The sequence below is a fragment of the Adlercreutzia muris genome (assembly GCF_008831045.1).
Lineage (GTDB): Bacteria > Actinomycetota > Coriobacteriia > Coriobacteriales > Eggerthellaceae > Adlercreutzia > Adlercreutzia muris.
Genome location: NZ_WAJS01000023.1, coordinates 17,806 through 38,322 on the forward strand (window position 1 = coordinate 17,806; position 20,517 = coordinate 38,322).

18 protein-coding genes are annotated in these 20,517 nt (G+C 65.2%); 15 read left to right on the forward strand and 3 right to left on the reverse strand.

Translation table 11 applies throughout. The features are described from left to right. Positions 1–4: 4 nt before the first annotated feature. The 15 genes from F8D48_RS07985 to htpG all read left to right on the forward strand — a co-directional run bounded on the left by F8D48_RS07985 (position 5) and on the right by htpG (position 18,078). A complete protein-coding gene (locus F8D48_RS07985) occupies positions 5–775 on the forward strand; it encodes a DnaJ domain-containing protein (RefSeq protein WP_151431045.1) in 771 nt (256 codons plus the stop codon). A 93-nt stretch (positions 776–868) separates the two neighbouring features. Continuing rightward, the gene (locus tag F8D48_RS07990; protein ID WP_151431047.1) at positions 869–1,894 is read left to right on the forward strand and encodes an acyl-CoA dehydratase activase-related protein; all 1,026 of its coding nucleotides are present in this window, start codon (positions 869–871) and stop codon (positions 1,892–1,894) included. After that, a complete protein-coding gene (locus F8D48_RS07995) occupies positions 1,887–3,086 on the forward strand; it encodes a hypothetical protein (protein ID WP_240806281.1) in 1,200 nt (399 codons plus the stop codon). Before F8D48_RS07990 ends, F8D48_RS07995 begins: the two co-directional genes overlap by 8 nt. Further along, complete coding sequence (locus F8D48_RS08000) at positions 3,083–4,078, forward strand: acyl-CoA dehydratase activase (protein ID WP_016310504.1); 996 nt, start codon at positions 3,083–3,085, stop codon at positions 4,076–4,078. Before F8D48_RS07995 ends, F8D48_RS08000 begins: the two co-directional genes overlap by 4 nt. A gap of 210 nt (positions 4,079–4,288) precedes the next feature. Continuing rightward, positions 4,289–6,229 carry an MDR family MFS transporter gene (locus F8D48_RS08005; protein WP_240806282.1) on the forward strand — a complete coding sequence of 647 codons (1,941 nt, stop codon included), beginning with the start codon at positions 4,289–4,291 and terminating at the stop codon, positions 6,227–6,229. A gap of 197 nt (positions 6,230–6,426) precedes the next feature. Continuing rightward, positions 6,427–7,152 carry a hypothetical protein gene (locus F8D48_RS08010; protein WP_151431051.1) on the forward strand — a complete coding sequence of 242 codons (726 nt, stop codon included), beginning with the start codon at positions 6,427–6,429 and terminating at the stop codon, positions 7,150–7,152. Positions 7,153–7,212: 60 nt separating this feature from the next. After that, positions 7,213–9,924, forward strand: coding sequence for a molybdopterin-containing oxidoreductase family protein (locus F8D48_RS08015; RefSeq protein WP_135971023.1), 2,712 nt, complete (start codon positions 7,213–7,215; stop codon positions 9,922–9,924). Continuing rightward, on the forward strand, positions 9,914–10,540 hold the full coding sequence (locus F8D48_RS08020; RefSeq protein WP_135971024.1) for a 4Fe-4S dicluster domain-containing protein: 627 nt from the start codon (positions 9,914–9,916) through the stop codon (positions 10,538–10,540). Before F8D48_RS08015 ends, F8D48_RS08020 begins: the two co-directional genes overlap by 11 nt. A 13-nt stretch (positions 10,541–10,553) precedes the next feature. Continuing rightward, complete coding sequence (locus tag F8D48_RS08025; RefSeq protein ID WP_151431053.1) at positions 10,554–11,366, forward strand: DmsC/YnfH family molybdoenzyme membrane anchor subunit; 813 nt, start codon at positions 10,554–10,556, stop codon at positions 11,364–11,366. 78 nt (positions 11,367–11,444) lie between these two features. Further along, entirely contained in the window at positions 11,445–12,200 is a 756-nt protein-coding gene (locus F8D48_RS08030) for a TorD/DmsD family molecular chaperone (protein ID WP_151431055.1), read from the forward strand. Next, a complete protein-coding gene (locus F8D48_RS08035) occupies positions 12,197–12,823 on the forward strand; it encodes a 4Fe-4S dicluster domain-containing protein (RefSeq protein WP_151431057.1) in 627 nt (208 codons plus the stop codon). Before F8D48_RS08030 ends, F8D48_RS08035 begins: the two co-directional genes overlap by 4 nt. A gap of 3 nt (positions 12,824–12,826) precedes the next feature. Continuing rightward, positions 12,827–13,717: a 4Fe-4S binding protein gene (locus tag F8D48_RS08040; protein WP_151431059.1), complete on the forward strand. Its 891-nt coding sequence runs from the start codon at positions 12,827–12,829 to the stop codon at positions 13,715–13,717. 257 nt (positions 13,718–13,974) lie between these two features. Further along, positions 13,975–15,342 (forward strand): LuxR family transcriptional regulator, encoded by a 1,368-nt coding sequence (locus tag F8D48_RS11985; RefSeq protein WP_240806283.1) that lies wholly within the window; start codon positions 13,975–13,977, stop codon positions 15,340–15,342. A 142-nt stretch (positions 15,343–15,484) separates the two neighbouring features. Next, entirely contained in the window at positions 15,485–15,697 is a 213-nt protein-coding gene (locus F8D48_RS11990; RefSeq protein ID WP_276490161.1) for a response regulator transcription factor, read from the forward strand. A 392-nt stretch (positions 15,698–16,089) separates the two neighbouring features. Then, the gene (gene htpG, locus F8D48_RS08050; protein ID WP_151431063.1) at positions 16,090–18,078 is read left to right on the forward strand and encodes a molecular chaperone HtpG; all 1,989 of its coding nucleotides are present in this window, start codon (positions 16,090–16,092) and stop codon (positions 18,076–18,078) included. Between the two features lie 417 nt (positions 18,079–18,495). Here the strand turns inward: htpG and F8D48_RS08055 are convergent, their stop codons facing one another. The 3 genes from F8D48_RS08055 to mihF all read right to left on the reverse strand — a co-directional run bounded on the left by F8D48_RS08055 (position 18,496) and on the right by mihF (position 20,411). Beyond that, positions 18,496–18,930, reverse strand: coding sequence for a hypothetical protein (locus F8D48_RS08055; protein ID WP_205717360.1), 435 nt, complete (start codon positions 18,928–18,930; stop codon positions 18,496–18,498). Between the two features lie 105 nt (positions 18,931–19,035). Next, positions 19,036–20,028, reverse strand: coding sequence for a TrmH family RNA methyltransferase (locus F8D48_RS08060; protein WP_151431065.1), 993 nt, complete (start codon positions 20,026–20,028; stop codon positions 19,036–19,038). Positions 20,029–20,102: 74 nt separating this feature from the next. Next, positions 20,103–20,411 (reverse strand): integration host factor, actinobacterial type, encoded by a 309-nt coding sequence (gene mihF, locus F8D48_RS08065; RefSeq protein ID WP_135971030.1) that lies wholly within the window; start codon positions 20,409–20,411, stop codon positions 20,103–20,105. Between the last annotated feature and the right edge of the window lie 106 nt (positions 20,412–20,517).

The window sequence follows — 20,517 nt, forward strand, 5'->3', positions numbered from 1 at the left end:
GACCATGGTAGACGACCCGTACAAGGTGCTGGGGGTTGCGCGCGACGCCTCGGCCGACGAGATAAAGAAGGCCTACCGCAAGAAGGCCCGCGAGAACCATCCCGACCTGAACCCCGATGATCCGCAGGCAGAGGAGCGCCTGAAGAAGATCAACGAGGCCTACGACCGCATCACGAACCCTGAGAAGTATGCGCGGGAAGACGCCCGGCGCCGCTATAGCGCGCCCTACAACCCCGGCTATGGCTGGGGCGGCCCGGGAGGCGCGGGCGGCAACCCCTTCGCCGGCGGCGCGGGCGGTGCGGGCACGGGGCCGGGCGGCTACCAGTACCAGTGGGTGGAAGTGGATTGGGACGATATCTTCAACAGCTGGGCGCGGGCGAGCTCCATCCCACGGCCCGAGGTGTCGGCCACCGATTCGGCCGAGCTGCGCCAGGCGGTGCTGTTCATCGATGCGGCCAACTACAAGGCCGCCCTCTCCGTGCTGGCGGCTCTGCCCCTGACCGAGCGCACCGGGCGGTGGTACTACCTGGCGGCTTTGGCGAACTACGGGGCCGGCAACGCTGTGGCCGCCGTGGACCAGATTCGCGCCGCCCGCAAGGCCGAGCCCACCAACGCCGACTACCGCCAAGCCGAGGCTGTCATCGGCGCACGGGCCCGGGCCTACCAGCAGGAGAGCGAGCGGCGAGGCTTCTCGGCCGGATGCGATCCCTCCACGTTGTGCTGCTGCGCCGTATGCGGTCCCACCCTCTGCCAGCCGTTTCTGTGCTGCCTGTAGGGCGTGTTCTCGGGCTGTTTTCCCTGTGTTAAGATGAGCGATTGACTGAAATATGCGCCGCCTTCGCGGCGCTTCCCGTGTGAGGAGGTTTTCGTGCCCCAAGCGACAGATTGGGCCGACGTCCGCGTGGTGGGCATTCCGCGGGCGCTTCTGTTCTACCGGTTCGGCGTGCTGTGGACGACGTTCTTCGAGGGCATCGGCCGCACCGTCGTAGTGAGCGACGCCACCGACAAGGCCATCGCCGACGAGGGCGAGCGCCTGTCGGTGGACGAGTGCTGCTTGGCGTCGAAGGTGTTCATCGGGCATGTGGCGAGCCTTGTCGGCCGCTGCGACGCCGTGTTCGTGCCGAGCTATCCCACGGGCGACCATCGCGCCGGCTTCTGCACGAAGTTCCAGTCGGCGACCGATATGGTGAAGAGCACCTTTCGCGATCAGCACCTGCGCGTTGTCTCCTGCGAGGTGCGCGACGCCCGCAAGATGAAGGACGTGCGCCGTCCCTTCGAGGAGATGGCCGCGCGCATGGGGGTGTCGCCCCGCGACGGGCGCCGGGCATTCAAGGCGGCTTGGGATGCCCAGGAGGCCCACGACAAGGCCCTCTCCGATGCGCAGGTGCGCCTCATGCGCTCCCTGGACGAGCGCCGTGCGGCTGCGCGCGGGGCCGCCGGGGGCGCGGGCGCGGCTTCGGCCGATGCGGCCCCTCTGGGTATCCTCGTGGTGGCCCATCCCTACATCACCCACGACCCCTACCTGTCGGGCGCGGTGGTGGACGCACTTTCCGACCTGGGCGCCACGGTGGTCTACGCCGACGCGGTGGACCACGACAAGGCCTACAAGAAAAGCTTCGAGTTCTCCGATACCATGCCGTGGCTTATCAACCGCGAGCTTATCGGGGCCATCCTCATGCTGGAGGATCACATCGACGGCATCGTACTCATCAGCGCGTTCCCCTGCGGCCCCGACTCCATGACCGACGACGCCATCATGCGCTGCATCCAGGGCACGCCCATCCTGAACCTGATGATCGATGCGCAGTCGGGCACCGCCGGCGTGGAGACGCGCGTGGAGAGCTTCGTCGATATCCTGCGTTTCCAGCAGAAGGGAGGCTACGTCCGTGGCTAAGCCCCAGACCATGATCGAGCAGGTGCGCTCGAAGGTGTCCGTCGAGCGGGAGCGGCTGCGTCCGCCGAGCCTGCACGCCGACCGCAAGGCGGCCAAGCGCGCCCGCCACAAGGCCAAGCACCACAAGTACACCAAGGCGGCCTTCTTCCGCTATTGCTACTATGATCCGGCCTTCAAGTTCTTCTGCGAGCAGGTGCTCGATGTGGACTACCTGCCCCTGCCCGAGGCCACCCGCGCCGCCAGCGAGGTGGGCGTGCAGAATTCCAGCGACTACGTGTGCACCCCCTTCAAGCACATTTTGGGCGATTTCGCCGAGGCGCTCGATTTGGGGGCCGACATCCTCATCCAGTTCGGCGGCCCGTGCCGGCTCGGCTATTACGGCGAGCTGCAGGACTCCATTTTGCGGGACATGGGCTACGACTTCATCATGCTGAACTTCGCCCATGGCATCGAGAAGGGCTATATCGGCTGGGCCAAGGAAGTGCTGAAGACCGTGAACCCGGATGTGGACATTCCCCACGGCGTGGTGCAGATGAAGGCTCTGGCCCGCATGATTGCCCATCTGGACAGTCTGCGCGACTTCTACCTGGCCAATGCCGGCTTCGAACGCGAGCGCGGGGCCTTCGACGTCGCCTGGGCGCGCGCCATGGATGCCATGCGCGCCTGCACCGACGAGCGCGACATCGCCCAGGCCTATCGCGACGCCATGGGCGAGATGCGTGCCGTTCCGCTGGACAAGCCGGCCGATCCCATCCGCATCGGCATTGTGGGGGAGATGTTCACCGCCATCGATGAGCGCAGCAATCTGGGGCTGGACCACAAGCTTGTGGCCATGGGCGTGGAAGTGCACCGCATGCTGAACTTCACCAACCGCTATCTGCGCTACAACGAGCCGAACCTGCGCGTGGGCGCGAAGGACTACCTCACCTACGACATGGGCCCCACCTCCACCTTGACGGTGCTCGCGGCGAAGAAGTACGCCGAGGGCGGCTTCGACGGGATCATCCACGCGAAGTCGGCGGGCTGCACCCCCGAGATCGACTGCATCCCGGTGCTGCAGAAGGTGAGCGAGGACTTCGCCGTGCCCATTTTGTACCTCACCTACGACTCCCAGACCTCCGATACCGGCCTGGACACGCGCCTCGAGGCGTTCTACGACATGCTCGCCATGAAAAAGGAGAAGAGAAAATGACCAAGGCTTACCTGGGCATCGACATCGGGTCCATTTCCACCAAGGGCGTCGTCATCGACGAGAACCGCACCATTATCGCGCGGTCGTATCTGTGGACCGAGGGCAACCCCACCGAGGCGTCGAAGAACGTCGTGCGCGAGCTTGAGGCCCAGCTGGCCGAGGCTGGCGATGACTTCCAGATCGTGGGCGCGGGCACCACGGGCAGCGCACGGCGGCTCGTGGGCGCCATGCTGGGCGCCTCGGTTATCAAGAACGAGATCACGGCCCATGCCGTGGGCACCACCTATCTGCATCCGGATGTGCGCACCATCCTTGAGATCGGCGGCCAGGACTCCAAGATCATCTGCGTATCGGACGGCATCGCCGTGGACTACGCCATGAACACCCTGTGCGCCGCGGGCACGGGCTCGTTTCTGTCTTCCCAGGCCCATCGCCTGGGCGTGGAGGTGGAGGAGTTCGGGGACGTGGCCCTCACCTCGAAGAAGCCGGCGAACATCGCCGCCCGCTGCACCGTGTTCGCCGAGAGCGACCTGGTGCACAAGATCCAGGTGGGCTACGCCCGTGAGGACATTATCGCGGGGCTCTGCAACGCCGTGGCCAGCAACTACCTGAACAACGTGGGCAAGGGCAAGAAGATCGCCGCGCCCGTGGTGTTCCAGGGCGGCGTGTCCAAGAACGCCGGCGTGGTGCACGCCTTCGAGGAGCAGCTGGGCATGCCCGTGGCGGTGGACCCGGACGGGCATCTCATGGGCGCCTTCGGCGCGGCGCTTCTGGCGGCCGATGCGGGCCCCATCGAGGGCGCCGAGTCGGGCCCGTTCGCGAGCGGCACCTTCGACTTCGAGGCCATGCTCGACTTCGACTTCAAGACCCGCGAGGTGGAGTGCAACAAGTGCGCCAACCACTGCGAGATCATCTGCGTCTACCGCGACAAGGACATCATCGACAGCTGGGGCAACCGCTGCGACAAAGGCGCCGTGAAGACCACCGCTTAAACGGGCGGGCATCTGCGGGGTGGCGGGACCGCTGTCCGAGCCCCGCATCTTCTCTCGTTGATTTCCGCCGATTGCAAAGAGGCCGCTTGCCGAGCGGCCTCTTCTCTTTTTCGGGAGAGTCGGTAGCATCAGAACATTCGCTTTTTTCACGGACGAGACGAGAGAGGTTGGGCGAGCATGGCTTTAGGCGTGGAGAGAAAAGAATTGGTTATGGTGGGCGTGCTTTTGGTGGGCGTGCTGCTGGCGGTGCTGAACCAGACGCTGCTGTCGCCGGCACTGCCGGCCATTATGGCCGACTTGCAGGTGGACGCCACCACGGTGCAGTGGCTGACGAGCGGCTACTCGCTCGTGGAGGCAGTCGTCATTCCGCTGTCGGCCTACTTGATCGGGCGGTTCAGCACGCGCCAGCTGTTCATCTCGGCGTTCGCGCTGTTCACGGCTGGCAGTCTGGCCGCCGCTATCGCGCCGAACTTCTGGGTGCTTCTGCTCGGCCGCGTGTTGCAGGCGGCGTGCACGGGCATGTCGATGCCCATGGTGTTCACGGTGATCCTGCTTGTGTTCCCCCGCGAGAAGCGCGGCACGGCCATGGGCGTCATCGGCCTCATCATCGGCTTCGCTCCGGCTGTGGGCCCCTCGGTGGCCGGCCTGCTGGTGGACTCGGTGGGTTGGCGCGCCCTGTTCGCCATTGTGACCGCGCTGTCGGTCGTGGTTATCGTGCTGGCCGTGGCAGTGCTGAAGAACTACGGCGATTTCGCTCGCGCTCCCTTCGACAGGCTGTCGGTAGTGCTATCTACGGCTGGCCTCGTGTGCCTGCTCTACGGGCTTTCCACCTTTGCTTCCTCCGATAACATGATTGTCACCGTGGCGCTCATGGTAGCGGGCTTGGCGCTGTGCCTGCTGTACGTGCGCCGCCAGCTGAAGCTGCCCGAGCCCATGCTGCAGGTGGGCATATTGGGCACGCGCAAGTACGCCACCTCGGTCATCGTCATCGTCATCGTGCAGGCGGCGCTTATGGGCACGGGCGTCATCACGCCGCTCTACATCCAGGGCGTGCTCGGCTTCTCGGCCACCATGTCGGGCGTGGCCATGCTGCCCGGAGCGCTTATCGGCGCCTTCATGGGCCTCGTGTCGGGCCGCCTGTTCGACCGCTTCGGCGTGCGCCGCGTGGTCATTCCCGGCGTGATCGTGGCGGTGCTGGGCGCCTCGGGCCTGGTGCGCCTGGGCATCGACAGCGGATTCATCACCCTGACGCTCACCTACACGGTGCTCGTGGTGGGCCTGCAGTTCACCATGACGCCGCTGAACACCTGGGGTGTGAACTCGCTGCCCAACAGCGTCATCCAGCACGCCCAGGGCGTGTCGAACACCCTGAACCAGGTGGCCGCCTCCATGGGCACGGCCGTGCTCGTGTCCATTTCCGCGCTTGCCCCGGCCGTGGCTCCCGACGCCCCGGCGCTGGAGCAGTCGTATCTGGGCGACCACATGGCCTTCATCACCACCTTCGCGCTGATGTGCGTGGCGGCGCTGATCATCCTGTTCTTCGTGCGCGACAAGGCGCGCGCGGCCGGGGCCGTGGCCGCGACGGCGGCCGAGCGCGGCCAGGAGCCCGTCGACTACGCTGCCGGCTTCGACGGCGTGACCGTGGATGCGATCGAGGACGATGCCCTCGATCCGGATCACACCTATACAGCGGCCGAGGTGATGAACCGCGAGCCGGTGTGCGCACGGGACACTGCTGCCATGGCCGAGGTCATTCGCCTGATGGATGCCAACCAGACGAGCGGCCTTCCCGTGGTGAATGCGGCAGGCGATCTGGTGGGCTTCGTGTCCGACGGCGACGTGGCCAGTTATCTGGGCAAGACCGAGATCGCGCTGTTGGACTCCACGCTGCTGAACGGCTACCGCTACATCGACGACGAGACAGAGGCCAGCCGTCTGCGCGACCTTCTGGCCTTGAACGTCATGGCCGTGGCCACCAAGCGCGTGATCTCCGTGGACGCCGCCACGCCCATCGACGAGGTGTGCTCGCTGTTCGCCGCCAAGCGCATCAAGAAGGTGCCCGTGGTGCAGGACGGCAAGCTCGTCGGCACCCTGTCCCGCCGCAACATCATGCGCTCCCTCGTGGAGGCCATCGACGCTTTGGAGAAGTAGGGTCGCCCGCGAGGTTATTCACCTCGATTAAAGTATTTGAACAGGCATTTTGAAGGGCCATCACCAACCATGGGTGATGGCCCTTCTGATGTCTCCCTCACCAATGAATTCCCGCTTTTTCATCAATAGCGGACGTTTCGGGGCCCGATTGTTTCTCGGTAGAGTGCAGGCAACGCACAAGAGGCGAGGAGAGCCCCATGAACGAGAACACGACGATAGACGAAGCGCAGGCTCGGGCCGCCGAGGCCGTTGCCGCCGATGCGGCCCGACCGGCCGAGACTGCCGAGGAGGTTGTCCATACCTATGCCGAGGTGCGCACGGCTGTGACAGCCAATCGCGCGAACACGCTCGCCTTGCTCGGATGCTTGCGCGAGGTGCTTGAGGCCCGTCCCTTCCGCGAGGCCGAGGCGGCTGTGGAAGGCTCGCGCGCCATGGCCCTCACCATGCAGAACCCCCATGCGCTCTACGCCATCTTGCTGAAGTGCGGAGCCGTGGAATCCATCCCGGTGCCCGAGGACGATACTGCGATTGCCGAGGCGCCCGTGGACGATGCCGCGGCAGCCGACGCCCATGCCGAAGCTGGCGATCTTCCCGACCAGCCCACCGACTACCTGCTGGCCATCACCGACCTGGGCCGGGCGGCCCTCGATGAGTTCGAGCCTGCCAAGCGCTTCGGCGAGCTTTTGGCCGGCGAGCCCGAGGGCTATCGCAGCGCCTACGATACGGTGCTCGCCTGCTGCGAGGAGGGTGCTTCCAAGGCTGCCATCGAGACGGCTCTGGCGGGGCATCCCGCCCTCGCGTTTCCCAAGCAGGTTTATCCCGGCTACTTCATCTCCAAGCTGGAGACCGTTGACGGTATCTCATGGGACGGCGTCTGGCGCACGACTGAGGCGGGCCAGCGCATGCGCGCGCTGCTGGCCTAGCCGCGCCACCGTTTCTGGGACATAGATCAAGAGAGAAGAGAGAGTAGAAGGAGGAGGCTTATGAGCCAAGCCACGCTTACGCGCCGAGGATTCTTGAAATCATCGGCAGCCATGGGCGCGGTGGCGGCGCTGGGCATCAGCGCTGCCGACAGCCTGACGGCGGTTGATCCGGCCCACGCCGATGAGGCCGGCGAGGTGAAGATCATCAAGACCTCGTGTCGCGCCTGCATTGCCAGCTGCGCCGTGCTCGCCCACGTGCGTGACGGCCGTGTGGTGAAGATCGAGGGTAATCCGGAAAGCCCCATGTCCCAGGGCGGCGTGTGCGCCAAGGGCCTGGCGGGCATCCAGGCGCTCTACCATCCCAACCGCAACAAGTATCCCATGCGCCGTGTGGGCGAGCGCGGCACCAACCAGTGGGAGCGCATCTCCTGGGCCGACGCGCTTACCGAGGTGGCCACCAAGATCAACGAGGTGTCCGACAAATACGGCTCTGAGGCCATCTCCGTGTCCACGGGCGGCGGCGGAAACCCGCACTTCTCGAACGTGAAGCGCTTCGGCGAGGCCATCAACACCCCGAACGTGTGGGAGCCCGGCTGCTCGCAGTGCTACCTGCCCCGCATGGGCGCATCGCTTCTGGCCTACGGCGCCGGCAAGCCCAACAACCTGTCCTTCTCCGACTCCAACGGTTGGGACTACTATTACACCGACAGCCCCGTGACGTCCCTGGTGCTGTGGGGTACCGATCCGTCCAATTCCTCGGTGGCCACGGGCGGCCGCGCCCTGGCCGAGCTGCGCAACCGTCCGGAGGGGCTGCGCACGGTTGTCATCGACCCGCGCTACACCCTGGACGCCGCCAAGGCCGAGGTGTGGCTGCCCATCCGCCCCGGCACCGATGCCGCCCTGCTGCTCACCTGGACGCGCTGGATTCTGGAGAATGAGAAGTACGACGAGGAGTTCTGCCGTACTTGGACGAACATGCCCTATCTCATCAACCCCGAGACGCGTCTCACGCTGAAGGCCACCGAGGCCGGCCTTCCCGGTACTGACGAGGATTATGTCATCTGGGATCCGGCGAGCAACGCGCCGGTAGTGGTGACCTATCCGTTCAACGAGGGCGTGGCCGCACCTTTGTTCGGCACCTTCGAGGTAAACGGGATGCAGTGCCCCACGGGCGGCCAGCTGCTCAAGGAGTCCTGCGAGGAGTGGACGCTCGAGAAGGGCGCCGAGATCTGCTGGCTCGACGCGGGCCAGATCGAGCGCGCCCTGGAGATATACACCGACCCGAACGGCCAGTCCGGCATCATGCAGGGCGTGTGCATCGACCAGTACGTGCAGTCTCAGCAGTGCGCGCTGGGCGCCCTCAACCTCGAGTTCCTCATGGGCAACGTGGAAAAGCCCGGCACTATGCTCCAGAAGTTCGCCCCGGCCCCCTGCAAGGACCAGCTGGGCAACACGCCGCGCCTGCTTTCCAAGGAGAAGGTGATGAAGCGCTGCGGCACCATCGAGCACAAGGGCATCCTGTGCTGGGATATGGCGCACATCCCCTCGGTGTTCAAGGCCATGAAGGATGGCGACCCGTACCAGATCCATATGTGGATCGAGCGGTCGGGCAACAAGCACGTGGTGCTCGGCAACTCGTCGTGTCTCGACGAGATCGTGCCGAAGCTGGACTACGTGGTGCAGTGCTTCATGTACCCCACCGCCTTCTCGGTGCTCTGCGCCGACCTGCTGCTTCCCACCACCGAGTGGCTGGAGACCAACCTCACCATTCCGCAGCTGAACACCATCGTCATGCGCCAGGCGGTCACCCATCTGTTCGAGACCGTGGAAGAGGGCATCATCTGGACCCAGATTGTGCAGAAGTGCGCCGAGCTGGGCAATGAGCACTGCCCGAAGGCCTTCGACGAGGCGGCCTGCATGACCACCCCGTTCTACAAAAACGAGTACGAGAAGCAGAAGCAGCACCTGAACAAGCTGGAGATGAGCTGGGAGGAGGCTTGCGAGCAGGGCGTTATCCAGTGGGCCACGCCCGAGGAGTACCGCACCTACCAGACCTATCTGGCCGAGGATCCGGAGAATCCCGGCAAGCCCAAGGGCTTCGGAACCCCTTCCAAGAAACTGGAAGTGTACTGCGAGTCGAACATCATTTTGGGTCGCACCGGTGCCCCCTGGTCGCAGTGCGCCGAGGAGAAGCCGCTCGTGCTGCCTCCGGCGAGCGCCGACTACGAGCCTTTGTGCTACTACGAGGAGCCGGCCGAGTCGCCCTTGACCGATACCGAGTACCCGCTCGTGCTCACCGAGGGGCGCCTGCCCATGTACCACCACGGCACCCTGCGCAACATTCCCTACCTGCGCGAGATTTACCCTGTGCCCGAGATGTGGATCCATCCCGCCGATGCCGAGAAGTACGGCATCGCCGATGGCCAGTGGGTCAACATCGAGAGCCGACGCGGCAAGACCCATGGCATGGCCCACGTGACCACGGCCATCGCCAAGGGCGTGGTGTATCAGGAGCGCTTCTGGGCTCCCGAACTTTTGGATTCCGACGATCCGGCCCAGGCCTACAAGGTGATGAACATCAATGTGCTCACTAAGAACGACCCGCCCTACAACCCGGAGTACGGCACCTACACCCTGCGCGGCTTCCAGGTGAAGGTGAGCCCCAGCGACGACGAGATCTTGGACAGCGTGTGGGTGAGGCCCGAGCAGTTCCAGCCCTGGATGCCCGCCCCCAGCGATGCGACGGAGGATGTGTTCGACTATGGCGCGTAATTGTATTGTTGTGAACCTCGACCGCTGCACCGGGTGCTTCGGGTGCGAGGTGGCCTGCAAGATGGAAAACGGCGTGGCCCTGGGCGAGCGCTGGTCGAAGGTGCTCACCGTGGGGCCTGTGGGGGAGTATCCCGACATGACCCGCTACGCTCTGCCCACCATGTGCCAGCAGTGCGAGAACGCCCCCTGCGTGTCGGTCTGCCCCACCGGTGCCAGCTATCGCGACGAGGACGGCGTCGTGCTGGTGGACAAGGAGAAGTGCATCGGCTGCAAGTACTGCATGATGGCCTGCCCCTACGGCGTGCGCTCGTGGAACACGGCCGAGAAGTGCGTCGAGAAGTGCACCCTGTGCGGGCACCTCACGTCTCAAGACAAGCTTCCTGCCTGCGTGAAGAGCTGTGCGGCCGGCGCCCGTTTCTACGGCGACTTGGACGACCCGAATTCCGACGCGTCCAAGGAGCTGGCGAAGTACGATGCAGCCGAGATCCACACTCTGCAGGACGTGGGTAACGCTCCGGCGACCCGCTATATCATGACCAGCATGATCGGGCAGTGGCAGGAGCGCGTAGAGCCCAAGGGCCACCCGCACACGGCCGCCTCTCCCGTGGCCGAGTAAGTTAGGAGCACCCATGGAAATTCAATGGTCCCTCGTACTGTTCACCGCTCTCTCCGGGGCAGGGGCGTGGCTTGTGGCCTGCGCCGGCCTCGATGCCTTCCGCGGCTTGGCCAGAAAGACCGTCGTTCCGGCCGTCATCTGCGGCATCGCGCTCATCATTGTGGGAGGCATCGCCTCGGCGACGCATTTGTCCCACGTCGACCGCATCATGGCCGTGTTAGCCCACCCGGCTCCGGGCATCTTCCTGGAGGCGCTGCTCCTCGGCATCGATGTGGTGGTGGCCGCTGTGTTTCTCGTGCTGTACAAGCGCGAGGCCTCAGCTGGGGCGCTCAAGGTTCTCGGCGTCGTGGCCGTGGCCATGGCCGCTATCTTCAGCTATTCCTGCGGGTCGTCCTACATGATGTCCTCGCAGCTGGCCTGGAACACCGTGGCGCTGCCCTTGGGCTACCTCGGTGGCGCCATGGCCTCCGGCACCGCCCTGTGGTACGTGCTGTGTGCCGTGCGCCGCGAAGAGGCCCAGGCCCTCTCCTTCGCCGCCCTCGAGACCCTCGTCGGCTCCGTTGCCGCTCTGGTGACGGCTCTGGTCTACGGCGCCGCTTCCGGCGTCATGGGCGGTGACGCCTCGGTGCTGTTCTGGCTGGGCGTCGTAATCTGCGGCGGTGTGGCCCCCCTGGCCTGCGCTGTGACGGGCCTGAAGAAGACCGAGGGCGCCCTGCCGTTGGCCGTTGTGGCTGCCGCCGGCGCGCTCATCGGGTCGGTTGCCTACCGCGTGCTCATGTGGACGGCATCTGTCGCGCTCATGTCGCTGTTCGGCGTGGGCATCTAGTCTCACTGTTTCCCGCCGCCCGGCCGCATTTCCCTCATCCGGCCGGGCGGTCACCGAGGTTTCAAGAGGAGTTGTCCTATGGAAGAGATGACGATCCCGCTTTGCGAGCGCGCCGAGGTGCGCGAGATGCGCGCGGCCAACGATGCGCGGGCCGCTTTCGCCCGCTTCCTTGCCAGCTTGTTCCTCTACGAGCTGACCGACGATCAGGTCGAGGCCTTCGCCGCCGTAGAGCCGGCCGGCGACGGATCGACGATCGACGAGGGTCTCGCCGTCATCCGCGAGTACCTGCGCCATCGCCATGGCGGTACGCGTCAGGAGCTTGCCGTCGACTATGCTCGGGTGTTCCTCGGCGCCGGCAGCTACGATCGTATCCTGGCGCCGCCCTACGAGTCGGTGTTCACCAGCGAAGAACGCATCCTCATGCAGGATGCTCGCGATGGGGCCGTGAGCTACTATCGCCGTGGCGGCCTCGATCTTCCCGCCGACAACACCACGCCTGAAGACCACCTCGGTTTCGAGTTGCAGTTCGTCGCCGAGCTGGCGGACCGGGCGAACGCGGCCATCGCCGCCGATGATGCAGGGGCCCTGACCGAGGTCGTCGATCTCGGGCGCAGCTTCTTCGTGCATCATCAGGCCAACTGGCTGCCGGCATTCTGCGACGCCGTCGACGAGTTTGCCCAGACGGATTTCTATCGCGCCGTGGCAACCATGACCCGCGGCTACGTTGAATCCGAGAGCGCGTTCTTCGCTGAGATCACGGAACTTTTGGACTTGGGCGATGCGGTGGAGGAGGTTCGCCCGTCGTGGGCGGCCGAAGGCGAGGCCGCGTCGTGAGCGCCCTCACCCGCCGCAGCTTCGTGGGTCTTGCCGTCGCCTGCGCTGCCTGCGCTGGCGTCGGCGGGGTCGGCGTGGCCTTCGCCGGCGAAGGGGAGCTTCTGCGGCCTCCGGGCGGCCAGGATGAGCGGAACCTGGCGGCGGCCTGCCTGAAGTGCGACCGTTGCCGCAGCGCGTGCCCCACCGGCGCCATCGCCGTGGCTTCGGTGGGCGATGGGTTCCTGCGGGCCCGCACGCCCGTGCTCGATTTCCACAAGGGCTACTGCGATTTCTGCGACCGGTGCATCGAGGTTTGCCCCACCGGCGCCCTGCGCCCCTTCAACGAGGAGAGCGAGAAGCTGGGCGTGGCTGTGGTGCAGAAGGACCGCTGCCTGTCGTGGTTCCAGGGCTGCACCGTGTGCGAGGGCTCCTGCGCTTTCGGGGCCCTTGCGTTTGTGGATGGGCATCCCGTTGTGGATGGAGTGCTGTGCAACGGCTGCGGGCAGTGCGAGTTCGAGTGCACCGCGCTCGTGTACGGCACGTTCGCCGGCGGTACGCGCCGGGGCATTGTGGTGGTGCCCCCCGATGTGGCCGGGGCCTTGGGCCGCACGGTCGTGGAAGACGGCAGCGAGATGGAGGTATAGGCCATGAAGCTCGCAACGAAGCGGACGTTGGCGGCTGTCGGCGTCCTGGGGCTGGTGGGCGTGGGGCTGGCGGTGCATACGGGTACGGGGACGCCCTCTGCCTGGGGCATTGCCGACATCGCGGCCATCTGTCCTTTGGGTGGCATCGAGGCGGTCATCGCCTCGCGTACCATCGTGCCACCGCTTCTGATCGGCCTTGCCGTTGTGGTGGCCCTGGTTGCCCTGGTGGGGCGCGCATTTTGCGCTTGGGGCTGCCCGGTGCCGCTTCTGCGCCGGGTTTTCGGGGTGAAGGAGCGGCCGGCTGACAAACCCCGGCCGGCTGAGCGCGATGGGGCGAACGATTCGCGCAACTGGGTTCTCGGTGCCACGGTGCTCACGACGGCAGCTTTCGGGTTCCCGGTGTTCTGCCTCATCTGCCCGGTGGGACTCACGGTAGCCACCTTCGTCGCCCTGTGGCGCGTGTTCCAGTTCAGCGAGGTGACGCTGTCGCTTCTCGTGTTCCCTCTCATCTTGGTGCTGGAGGTGGTGCTGCTGCGCAAATGGTGCCATCGCTTCTGCCCCCTGGGGGCCCTGCTCGGTCTCATCTCGCGACTGAACCGCACCTTCAGGCCGGCCGTGGCCGAAGACGCATGCCTGCAGTGCGCGGGCGGCACCTGCTCCCGTTGCGCCGAGGTATGCCCCGAGGGTATCGATTTGCACCACCCGGCCGAGTCGGTCTCTCTGGCGGAGTGTACCAAATGCGGCGAGTGCAAGGACGTCTGCCCGGCCCATGCCATCAGCTTCCCCTTCTTGGCACGTAAGAAGGCGCCGGTGTCGGAAGGTCTGCCGGCCGCATCCCCCTCGACTGCGGAGGCATGCCTTTCGGAAGACGAGGAGCCCGTGGCCCTGGCCTAGGTTGGCGTCGGGGGGGGGGATCCGCCGGCATCTGCGGCGCGGTCGCCCCTATGCGTCCGTGTATTCCGTCCAACGGAAAAGAAGCGTCGAAGGCGGCCGGTCGGTTTTCCGGTCCGCCCTGAAAAACGAGAAGGGGAGGGGCTGTGGCAGCCGTCGAGGGTATACAATGGGAGCCGCGGGAGGAGCGCTCAACGGGCGCCCACTCGGGTACGGTTGCGGCCGGGCGGTCTGCCCGCCGCCGGTCGTTGAGAGGGCAGATGTTCAAACGGTTCAGCGATAATCAGGAGGCTTTCGCCTCGAGCGGCGAACTCGCGCCGACGCGCCTCGGCATGGCTGTCGAGGAGCAATGGCCCGCGTTCAAACTTGTGGGCTTCGGCTTCTACTACGCCTGGATTTGGGTCTCCTACAACAGCAACGTGCTCGTGTCTCCCGCGGCAGCCTACGATTTGCCGCCCGACACCCTGTCGCTCACCTATCTGGTGTCCACGCTGGCCCTGGGCCTGTCGCTCATCGCGCTGGCCCTCGCCCGCGATGCCGCCCGCAGGGCGGTGGCGAGCAACGGTGCCTTGGGCATCATCGCCGTGGTGGTGGGGCTGGCTACGGTGGGCACGTATGCCTCGTCGAGTTTGGGCGTCGAGGGCAACCCCCTCCTCATCGCCAGCGCGGCGCTGACCGGCATCGGCACGTCGGCAATCGTGCTGCGATTCGGTGTGATTTACGCGAAGGTGCCGGCCCGCGAGGCGACCATGTACACGGCAGCCTCCTTCGTCTTCGCCATGATGATCTATTTCGTCGCCGTGGGGCTTCCCGATCCTGTGGGGGTGGGGTTCACGGCCGCGCTCCCCGCGCTTGCCGTGCTGTCCACGTTGACGAATCCCGAGTATGCGGGCATCGGATCTGCGATGCGGCCCGAGGGTTCGCGGGTGCTCAGGGGGTTCTTCGTTCGCCTGCTCATAGCGGTGGCGGTCTTCTCCGTCGTCGTAGGCGTTTCCCGCGGCTTCGCGGTGCCCCACTCGTCTATCGCCGCCCTCAATGACGAGGGCTCGCTTGTCATCTTCAGCACGGGCATGGTCGCTGCGGTCCTGTTCGCCATAGTGGGCCTCATGCGCCGTCAATTCGATGTGAGTCGCCTGTACTATCCCATCATCATCGCTGTGGCCGCCGGCATCCTCGTGACGCCGCTGTTGGGTGGCAACGGGTTCGGCAGCCAGTTCGTCACCGTGGCCTACAACTGCTTCGTGCTCGTCATCTGGTGCCTGCTTGCCTATGTGGGCTACTCGTCGGGCCTGTCTTCCATTCTGGTGTTCGGTCTTGGGCGCGGAGCCTCGGCTCTTGGTACAACTATCGGCTGGATGGGCGGCTTGGAGATCGTGCGCAGCCAGGGCGACGGCAGCCTGTCGCTGGAGGTCATCTCGGTAGCCATGGTGTTTGCCCTGCTTGTAGTTTCGATGCTTGTGTTGAACGATCGGCTCATTGGGGATGCCCTGCGCGTCGGTGGAGCCCGCGGCGAAGGCGGGAGCGTTCCAGTCGGCGCCGGGCGAGGGGCCGCGCATTTGGGAACAGGCGTGCTCGCTTCCGAAAACTACCCGCTCGAAGGCTCCCCCCCATGCTTCGGAGGGGTCTGAGACGGGGTGCGACGACGCGCAGGGCTCACGGGGCTATGCGAGCGGCTGCCCTGGCGGCGCCGTCTCGGACGGATGCGAGCGCGCTGCAGGGGAGGAGCAAGGGGATGGCATCGACCAGCCGCGTCGCCCCGGCCGCTACCAGCTGCGCTGCGATGCGGCGGCGGAGCGCTACGGGCTCTCGCCCCGCGAGCGCGACGTGTTCGACCTGCTCGTGCGCGGCCGCTCCATCGAGTACATCGCCCAGAGCCTCACTATCTCCTTCAACACGGCGAAGTCCCACATCCGCCACATCTATGTGAAGGCCGACGTCCATTCCCGCCAAGAGCTCCAGGAGCTTCTCGACCGCGAAGAGTAACCGGCTTGTCAATTGCTTGGGTAACTGGCCCCGGGCAATGCTGCCAAAGCCTTATTCCTGTTGCCGATGAGAAGGGTACGATGCTCGCCTATCTCCGCATGCGGGATGAGGCAGCGGTGTAAGCGGCGCGGTTTCCCGTTTGCCCAGTTCGCATTTCCGTCGGTTGAGCCGTGGCGACTCTTTCCAAACGTAGGGAAAACTTGATATGGGTTGACTTAGGTTTCCTTCTGCGTACAATGTGCTATTAGCACTCGTAACGGGAGACTGCTAACGTGGATGTCGCCGCAGGTCAACGACTGCCTTTCAGCGCTTGAGCACCGCGAGACCTTGCCCGTGCGCGGCCTACACTGAGGCGGTATGCGCTCCCACTCGTAGGAAAGAAGGAATGCCCGATGCGCAAGTTCAAGACCGAGAGCAAGAAACTGCTCGACCTCATGATCAACTCCATCTACACAAACCGCGAGATCTTCCTGCGCGAGCTTATCTCCAACGCCTCGGATGCCGTGGATAAGCTCTACTTCCGCAGCCTCACCGATCCGTCCGTGGCCGTGGGCCGCGATGACTTGGCCATTACCGTGGGCTACGATTCCGAAGCCCGCACGGTCACCGTGTCCGACAACGGCATCGGCATGACCAAAGACGAGCTCGATCGCAATCTTGGCACTATCGCCCATTCCGACTCCTTCGAGTTCAAGGCCGCCCAGGCGGAAGCTGCCGCCGAAACCGAGCCCGGCGAGGCCAAGGGGCTCGGCGATCTCACCGACGTGGACATCATCGGCCAGTTTGGCGTGGGCTTCTATTCCGCCTTCATGGTAGGTGGCAAGGTGCGCGTCGTCTCTCGTGCCATCGGGTCGGATGAAGCCTGGGCCTGGGAATCCAACGGTGTCGACGGCTACGACATCAAGCCGGCCGAGCGCGCCGAGCACGGCACCGACGTCATCGTGTACCTGAAGGACGACACCGACGAGGAGTCCTTCGGCACCTTCGCCACCGAGCACGGCCTTACCCAGCTCATCAAGCGCTACAGCAACTACGTGCGCTACCCCATCAAGATGGAGGTAACGAAGAGCCGCAAGATAGAGGCTCCCGAGCCGGCGGAGGGCGAGCAGCCTGCCGCGCCGACGTGGGAGAGCTACACCGAGGTGGAGACCATCAACTCCATGATTCCCATTTGGAAGCGGAAGAAGTCCGAGGTCAGCCAAGAGGAGTACAACGAGTTCTACAAGACCGACTTCCATGACTTCGAGGATCCGGCCCGCACCATCTCAGTGCATGCCGAGGGCTCGCTCAACTACGACGCGCTCATGTTCGTGCCGAGCCGTGCGCCCTGGGACATGTACTCGAAGGACTACCAGCGCGGCCTGGCCCTGTACTCGGCCAACGTGCTCATCATGGACAAGTGCGAGGAACTGCTGCCCGACTACTTCGGCTTCGTGCGCGGCGTGGTGGACTCCTCCGATCTCACGTTGAACATCTCTCGCGAGACGTTGCAGCACAACGGCCAGCTGCGCGCCATCGCCCGGCGCCTCGAGAAGAAGATCAAGGCCGACCTGGCGAGCATGCGCGACGATGACCGCGAGGCCTACGAGCGCTTCTTCGAGCAGTTCGGCCGCACCCTGAAGTTCGGCATCTACCAGAGTTACGGCATGGCCAAGGACACCCTGGCCGACCTGCTGCTGTTCTACTCTGCCAAGCAGCAGAAGATGGTCACGTTGGACGAGTACCTGGCCGATGCGCCGGCCGGCTCTGATGCCATCTTCTACGCCGCCGGCGATTCCCGCGAGCGCTTGGCAAGCATGCCGCTCGTGACTACGGTGCTTGCCAAGGGCTACGACGTGCTGCTGTGTGATGCCGACGTGGACGAGTTCTGCATGATGGCCATGGGCACCTATGGCGAGCACGCTGTGGACGGCGACGACGAGAGCAAGCAGCCCTACTTCATCAAGAACGTAGGTGCCGAGGATTTGGGGCTTACCACCGAGGAGGAGAAGAAGGAGGCCGAAGAGGCCACCGAGAGCAACGCCGAGCTGTTCGCGGCCATGGGCGAGGCCCTGCAGGGCAAGGTGGAGCGCGTCGTGGTGTCAACCCGGCTCACCGATGCCCCGGCTGTGGTCACCAGCGAGGGCGGGGTGTCGCTGGCCATGGTGCAGGTGCTCAAGAGCCAGCCCGGTGCCGACGACCTGCCCGATTTGCACCTGGTGCTGGAAGTGAACGCCAAGCACCCGGTGTTCGCCACCCTGCAGGCGGCCCACGAGGCCGGCGACGACGGCAAGGTGCGCACCTACGCGGGTCTGCTGTTCGACCAGGCCCTGCTCGTGGAGGGCATCATGCCCGAAAACCCGCTCGCCTTCGCCCAGGCAGTCGCCGAGCTGATGAAGTAGGCGTGGCCGACAGACGCCGACGAGTACGGGGAATTCTCTCGAAGGGGCCGCGACGCGGCCCCTTTTCGTTAGGCGGGCCGCTCCTCTTTTGCGCCTCGGCCCCTTTTCGTTGGACGGGCCGCTCCTCTTTTTGCGCCTCGGCCCCTGCTCCTCGGCCCTTGCGCTTCCGCCTCCGCCGCCCTTTTTTGCGCTTCCGGTCCTTTCCCTGCGCTTCGCCTCCCCTGCGGTGTCTTTCTTCGCTGCCCCGCGTCGGTGCGGCTCCTTTGCGTCTGAAAGAGCTGATTCTGTGCAGTAAACTCCGCGAAATAGATGTCAGGCGGCCATGCGGCGCGATGATTTCAACGGCTATTCAAGAAACGCCTGTTCAGAAGGGGCAGGGTTGGATATGGCTGCGCAGAAACATGCCTGCGGCTCAACTCAGGAGTCTATCTCGCGGCGTTTGCTGCACAAATTCCTTGTGAAGAGAAACACGGCAAGCGAGATGCCCATGAGCAGAAGCCCCGCGGCATCGAAGACGATGAACAGGTCGATGCTGCTGGCGAGCAAATCGTGACCGGCGGGCAGGGTGGCGCGGATAGCGGACTCGCCGATAAGCCCGACGACTTGCTGGGCCAGTACCACGCCTGCGAGTGTAATATGCCGTTGTGGCTTCCAAATGACCAGCGGGTAGGTGCAGTTCCACATGAGGAAGGCCACGCCGATGCCCTGGGCGGCCACGCGCCCCGGCACGCCGGCCAGCTCGTAGGCGCCCATGTAGGCCTCGGGTGTCAGGGCGAATCCCAGGGCGCACTGCACGTTCACGACGAACACGAAGGCGAAGCACACGCGCACAGCCCACGTGGCGACGACCATGGAGGTTGGAGGTTTCCGTCGGCGCGGCTTGCCCGCGCTGTCTCGGGTGGCTGCATCGCCTTGCGCGGAGGTAGCGGAGCGAGAGGGGCGGGGCTCGTTCACGGGCTACCTCCCCAGCTGGCTCAAATGACGGAAGGCGTAGAAGGCCACAGCGCTCGATGCCGCCACGTTCAGGGAATCCACGCCGTGGGCCATGGGGATGCGCACGGTATGGTCGCAATGGTCGATTGTGGCCGGGGCGAGCCCCTCGCCCTCGGTGCCGAACAAGAGCGCCAGCTTCGCGGGCGCGCCCGTAGCCGCTTCTCGCTCGGTCAGCAGCCCCGCAAGCTCATCGGGGGTGATCGAATCATCGGACAGGGCCATGGCAGCGCAGGTGAAGCCCAGTTCGTGCAGCTGGTCGATCCCCTCGGCGCTCCAGGTGCCCTCGCCGGGGCGGTTAGGCACATCCAGCTCGCCGATGCGCGTCCACGGCACCTGGAACACCGTGCCCATGGACACGCGCACGGCCCGGCGGTACAGCGGATCGTAACAGGCGGGGCTCGCGAGCACGGCATCGACCCCCATGGCCGCGGCGCTGCGGAAGATGGCCCCGACGTTGGTGTGGTTCGTGATGTCCTCCAGCACGGCCACGAGTCGCGCCCCTTCCAGTACGTCGGCCACGCTCGGCAACGCGGGGCGACGGAAGGCGCCCAAGGCCCCGCGGGTCAACTCGAAGCCCGTGAGGCGCGCGAGCTCATCGCGAGGCGCTATGAACACCGGCAGGCTATCGGGGTCGTCGAGCAGATGCGCGAGGGATGTCCCGGCCGTGCTTTGCGAGGCAAGCGCGCTAGTGGCCGGGCGGGCGGGTGCATATGCTGTTGCGCGGCGGCGTTCTTCCATCTGCGCGATGAGCGGGGCCATGGCGGGGAGCCACTTCTCCTCCATAAGCAGCGAGATAGGTTCCATGCCGCCGGCGAAGGCCCGCTCGATCACCTTCTCCGATTCGGCGATGAACACCGCCCGCTCCGGCTCCAGCTTGCAGCGCAGCTGCGCTTCGGTCAGCCGCGCGAAGACATCGAGCCGCGCATCGTCGAGGGTGTCTACGTATATGAGGGGCATCCCGGCTCCTTCTGGAAAACAAAAGTGCCCGTCCATTATAGACGGGCACGGGAAAGCTTGCCTTTGGCGAAAGGTTAGGCGAGAGCGGCCTTCAGGGCGCTCATCTGGTTGGAGCCCAGACCCTGCAGACGGCGCTCGGCCGGAATACCCAGCTCCTCCATGAGCTTCTCGGTCTTCACCTTGCCGAAGCCGGGCAGGGCGTTCACGAAGGCCTTCACCTTCATGCGGCCGATGACCGGGTCGTCGATCTGGTCGAGAACCTCGGCGGGGGTGGTGAGACCCATCGAGAGCTTGTTGGTGATCTCGGAGCGCTTGGCGCGGACGATGCGGGCCTTCTCGAGGGCGGCGGCGCGCTGCTCAGGGGTCATGGTAGGTGCGGGCATATCACTTCTCTTTCTTCTCGTGTCCCGGTAGGATTACCAGGCCATTCACTCGAGGAACGCTGACATTGCAGGGGCAACATCAGCGTTCCTCGCTTTTAGCAGAGAC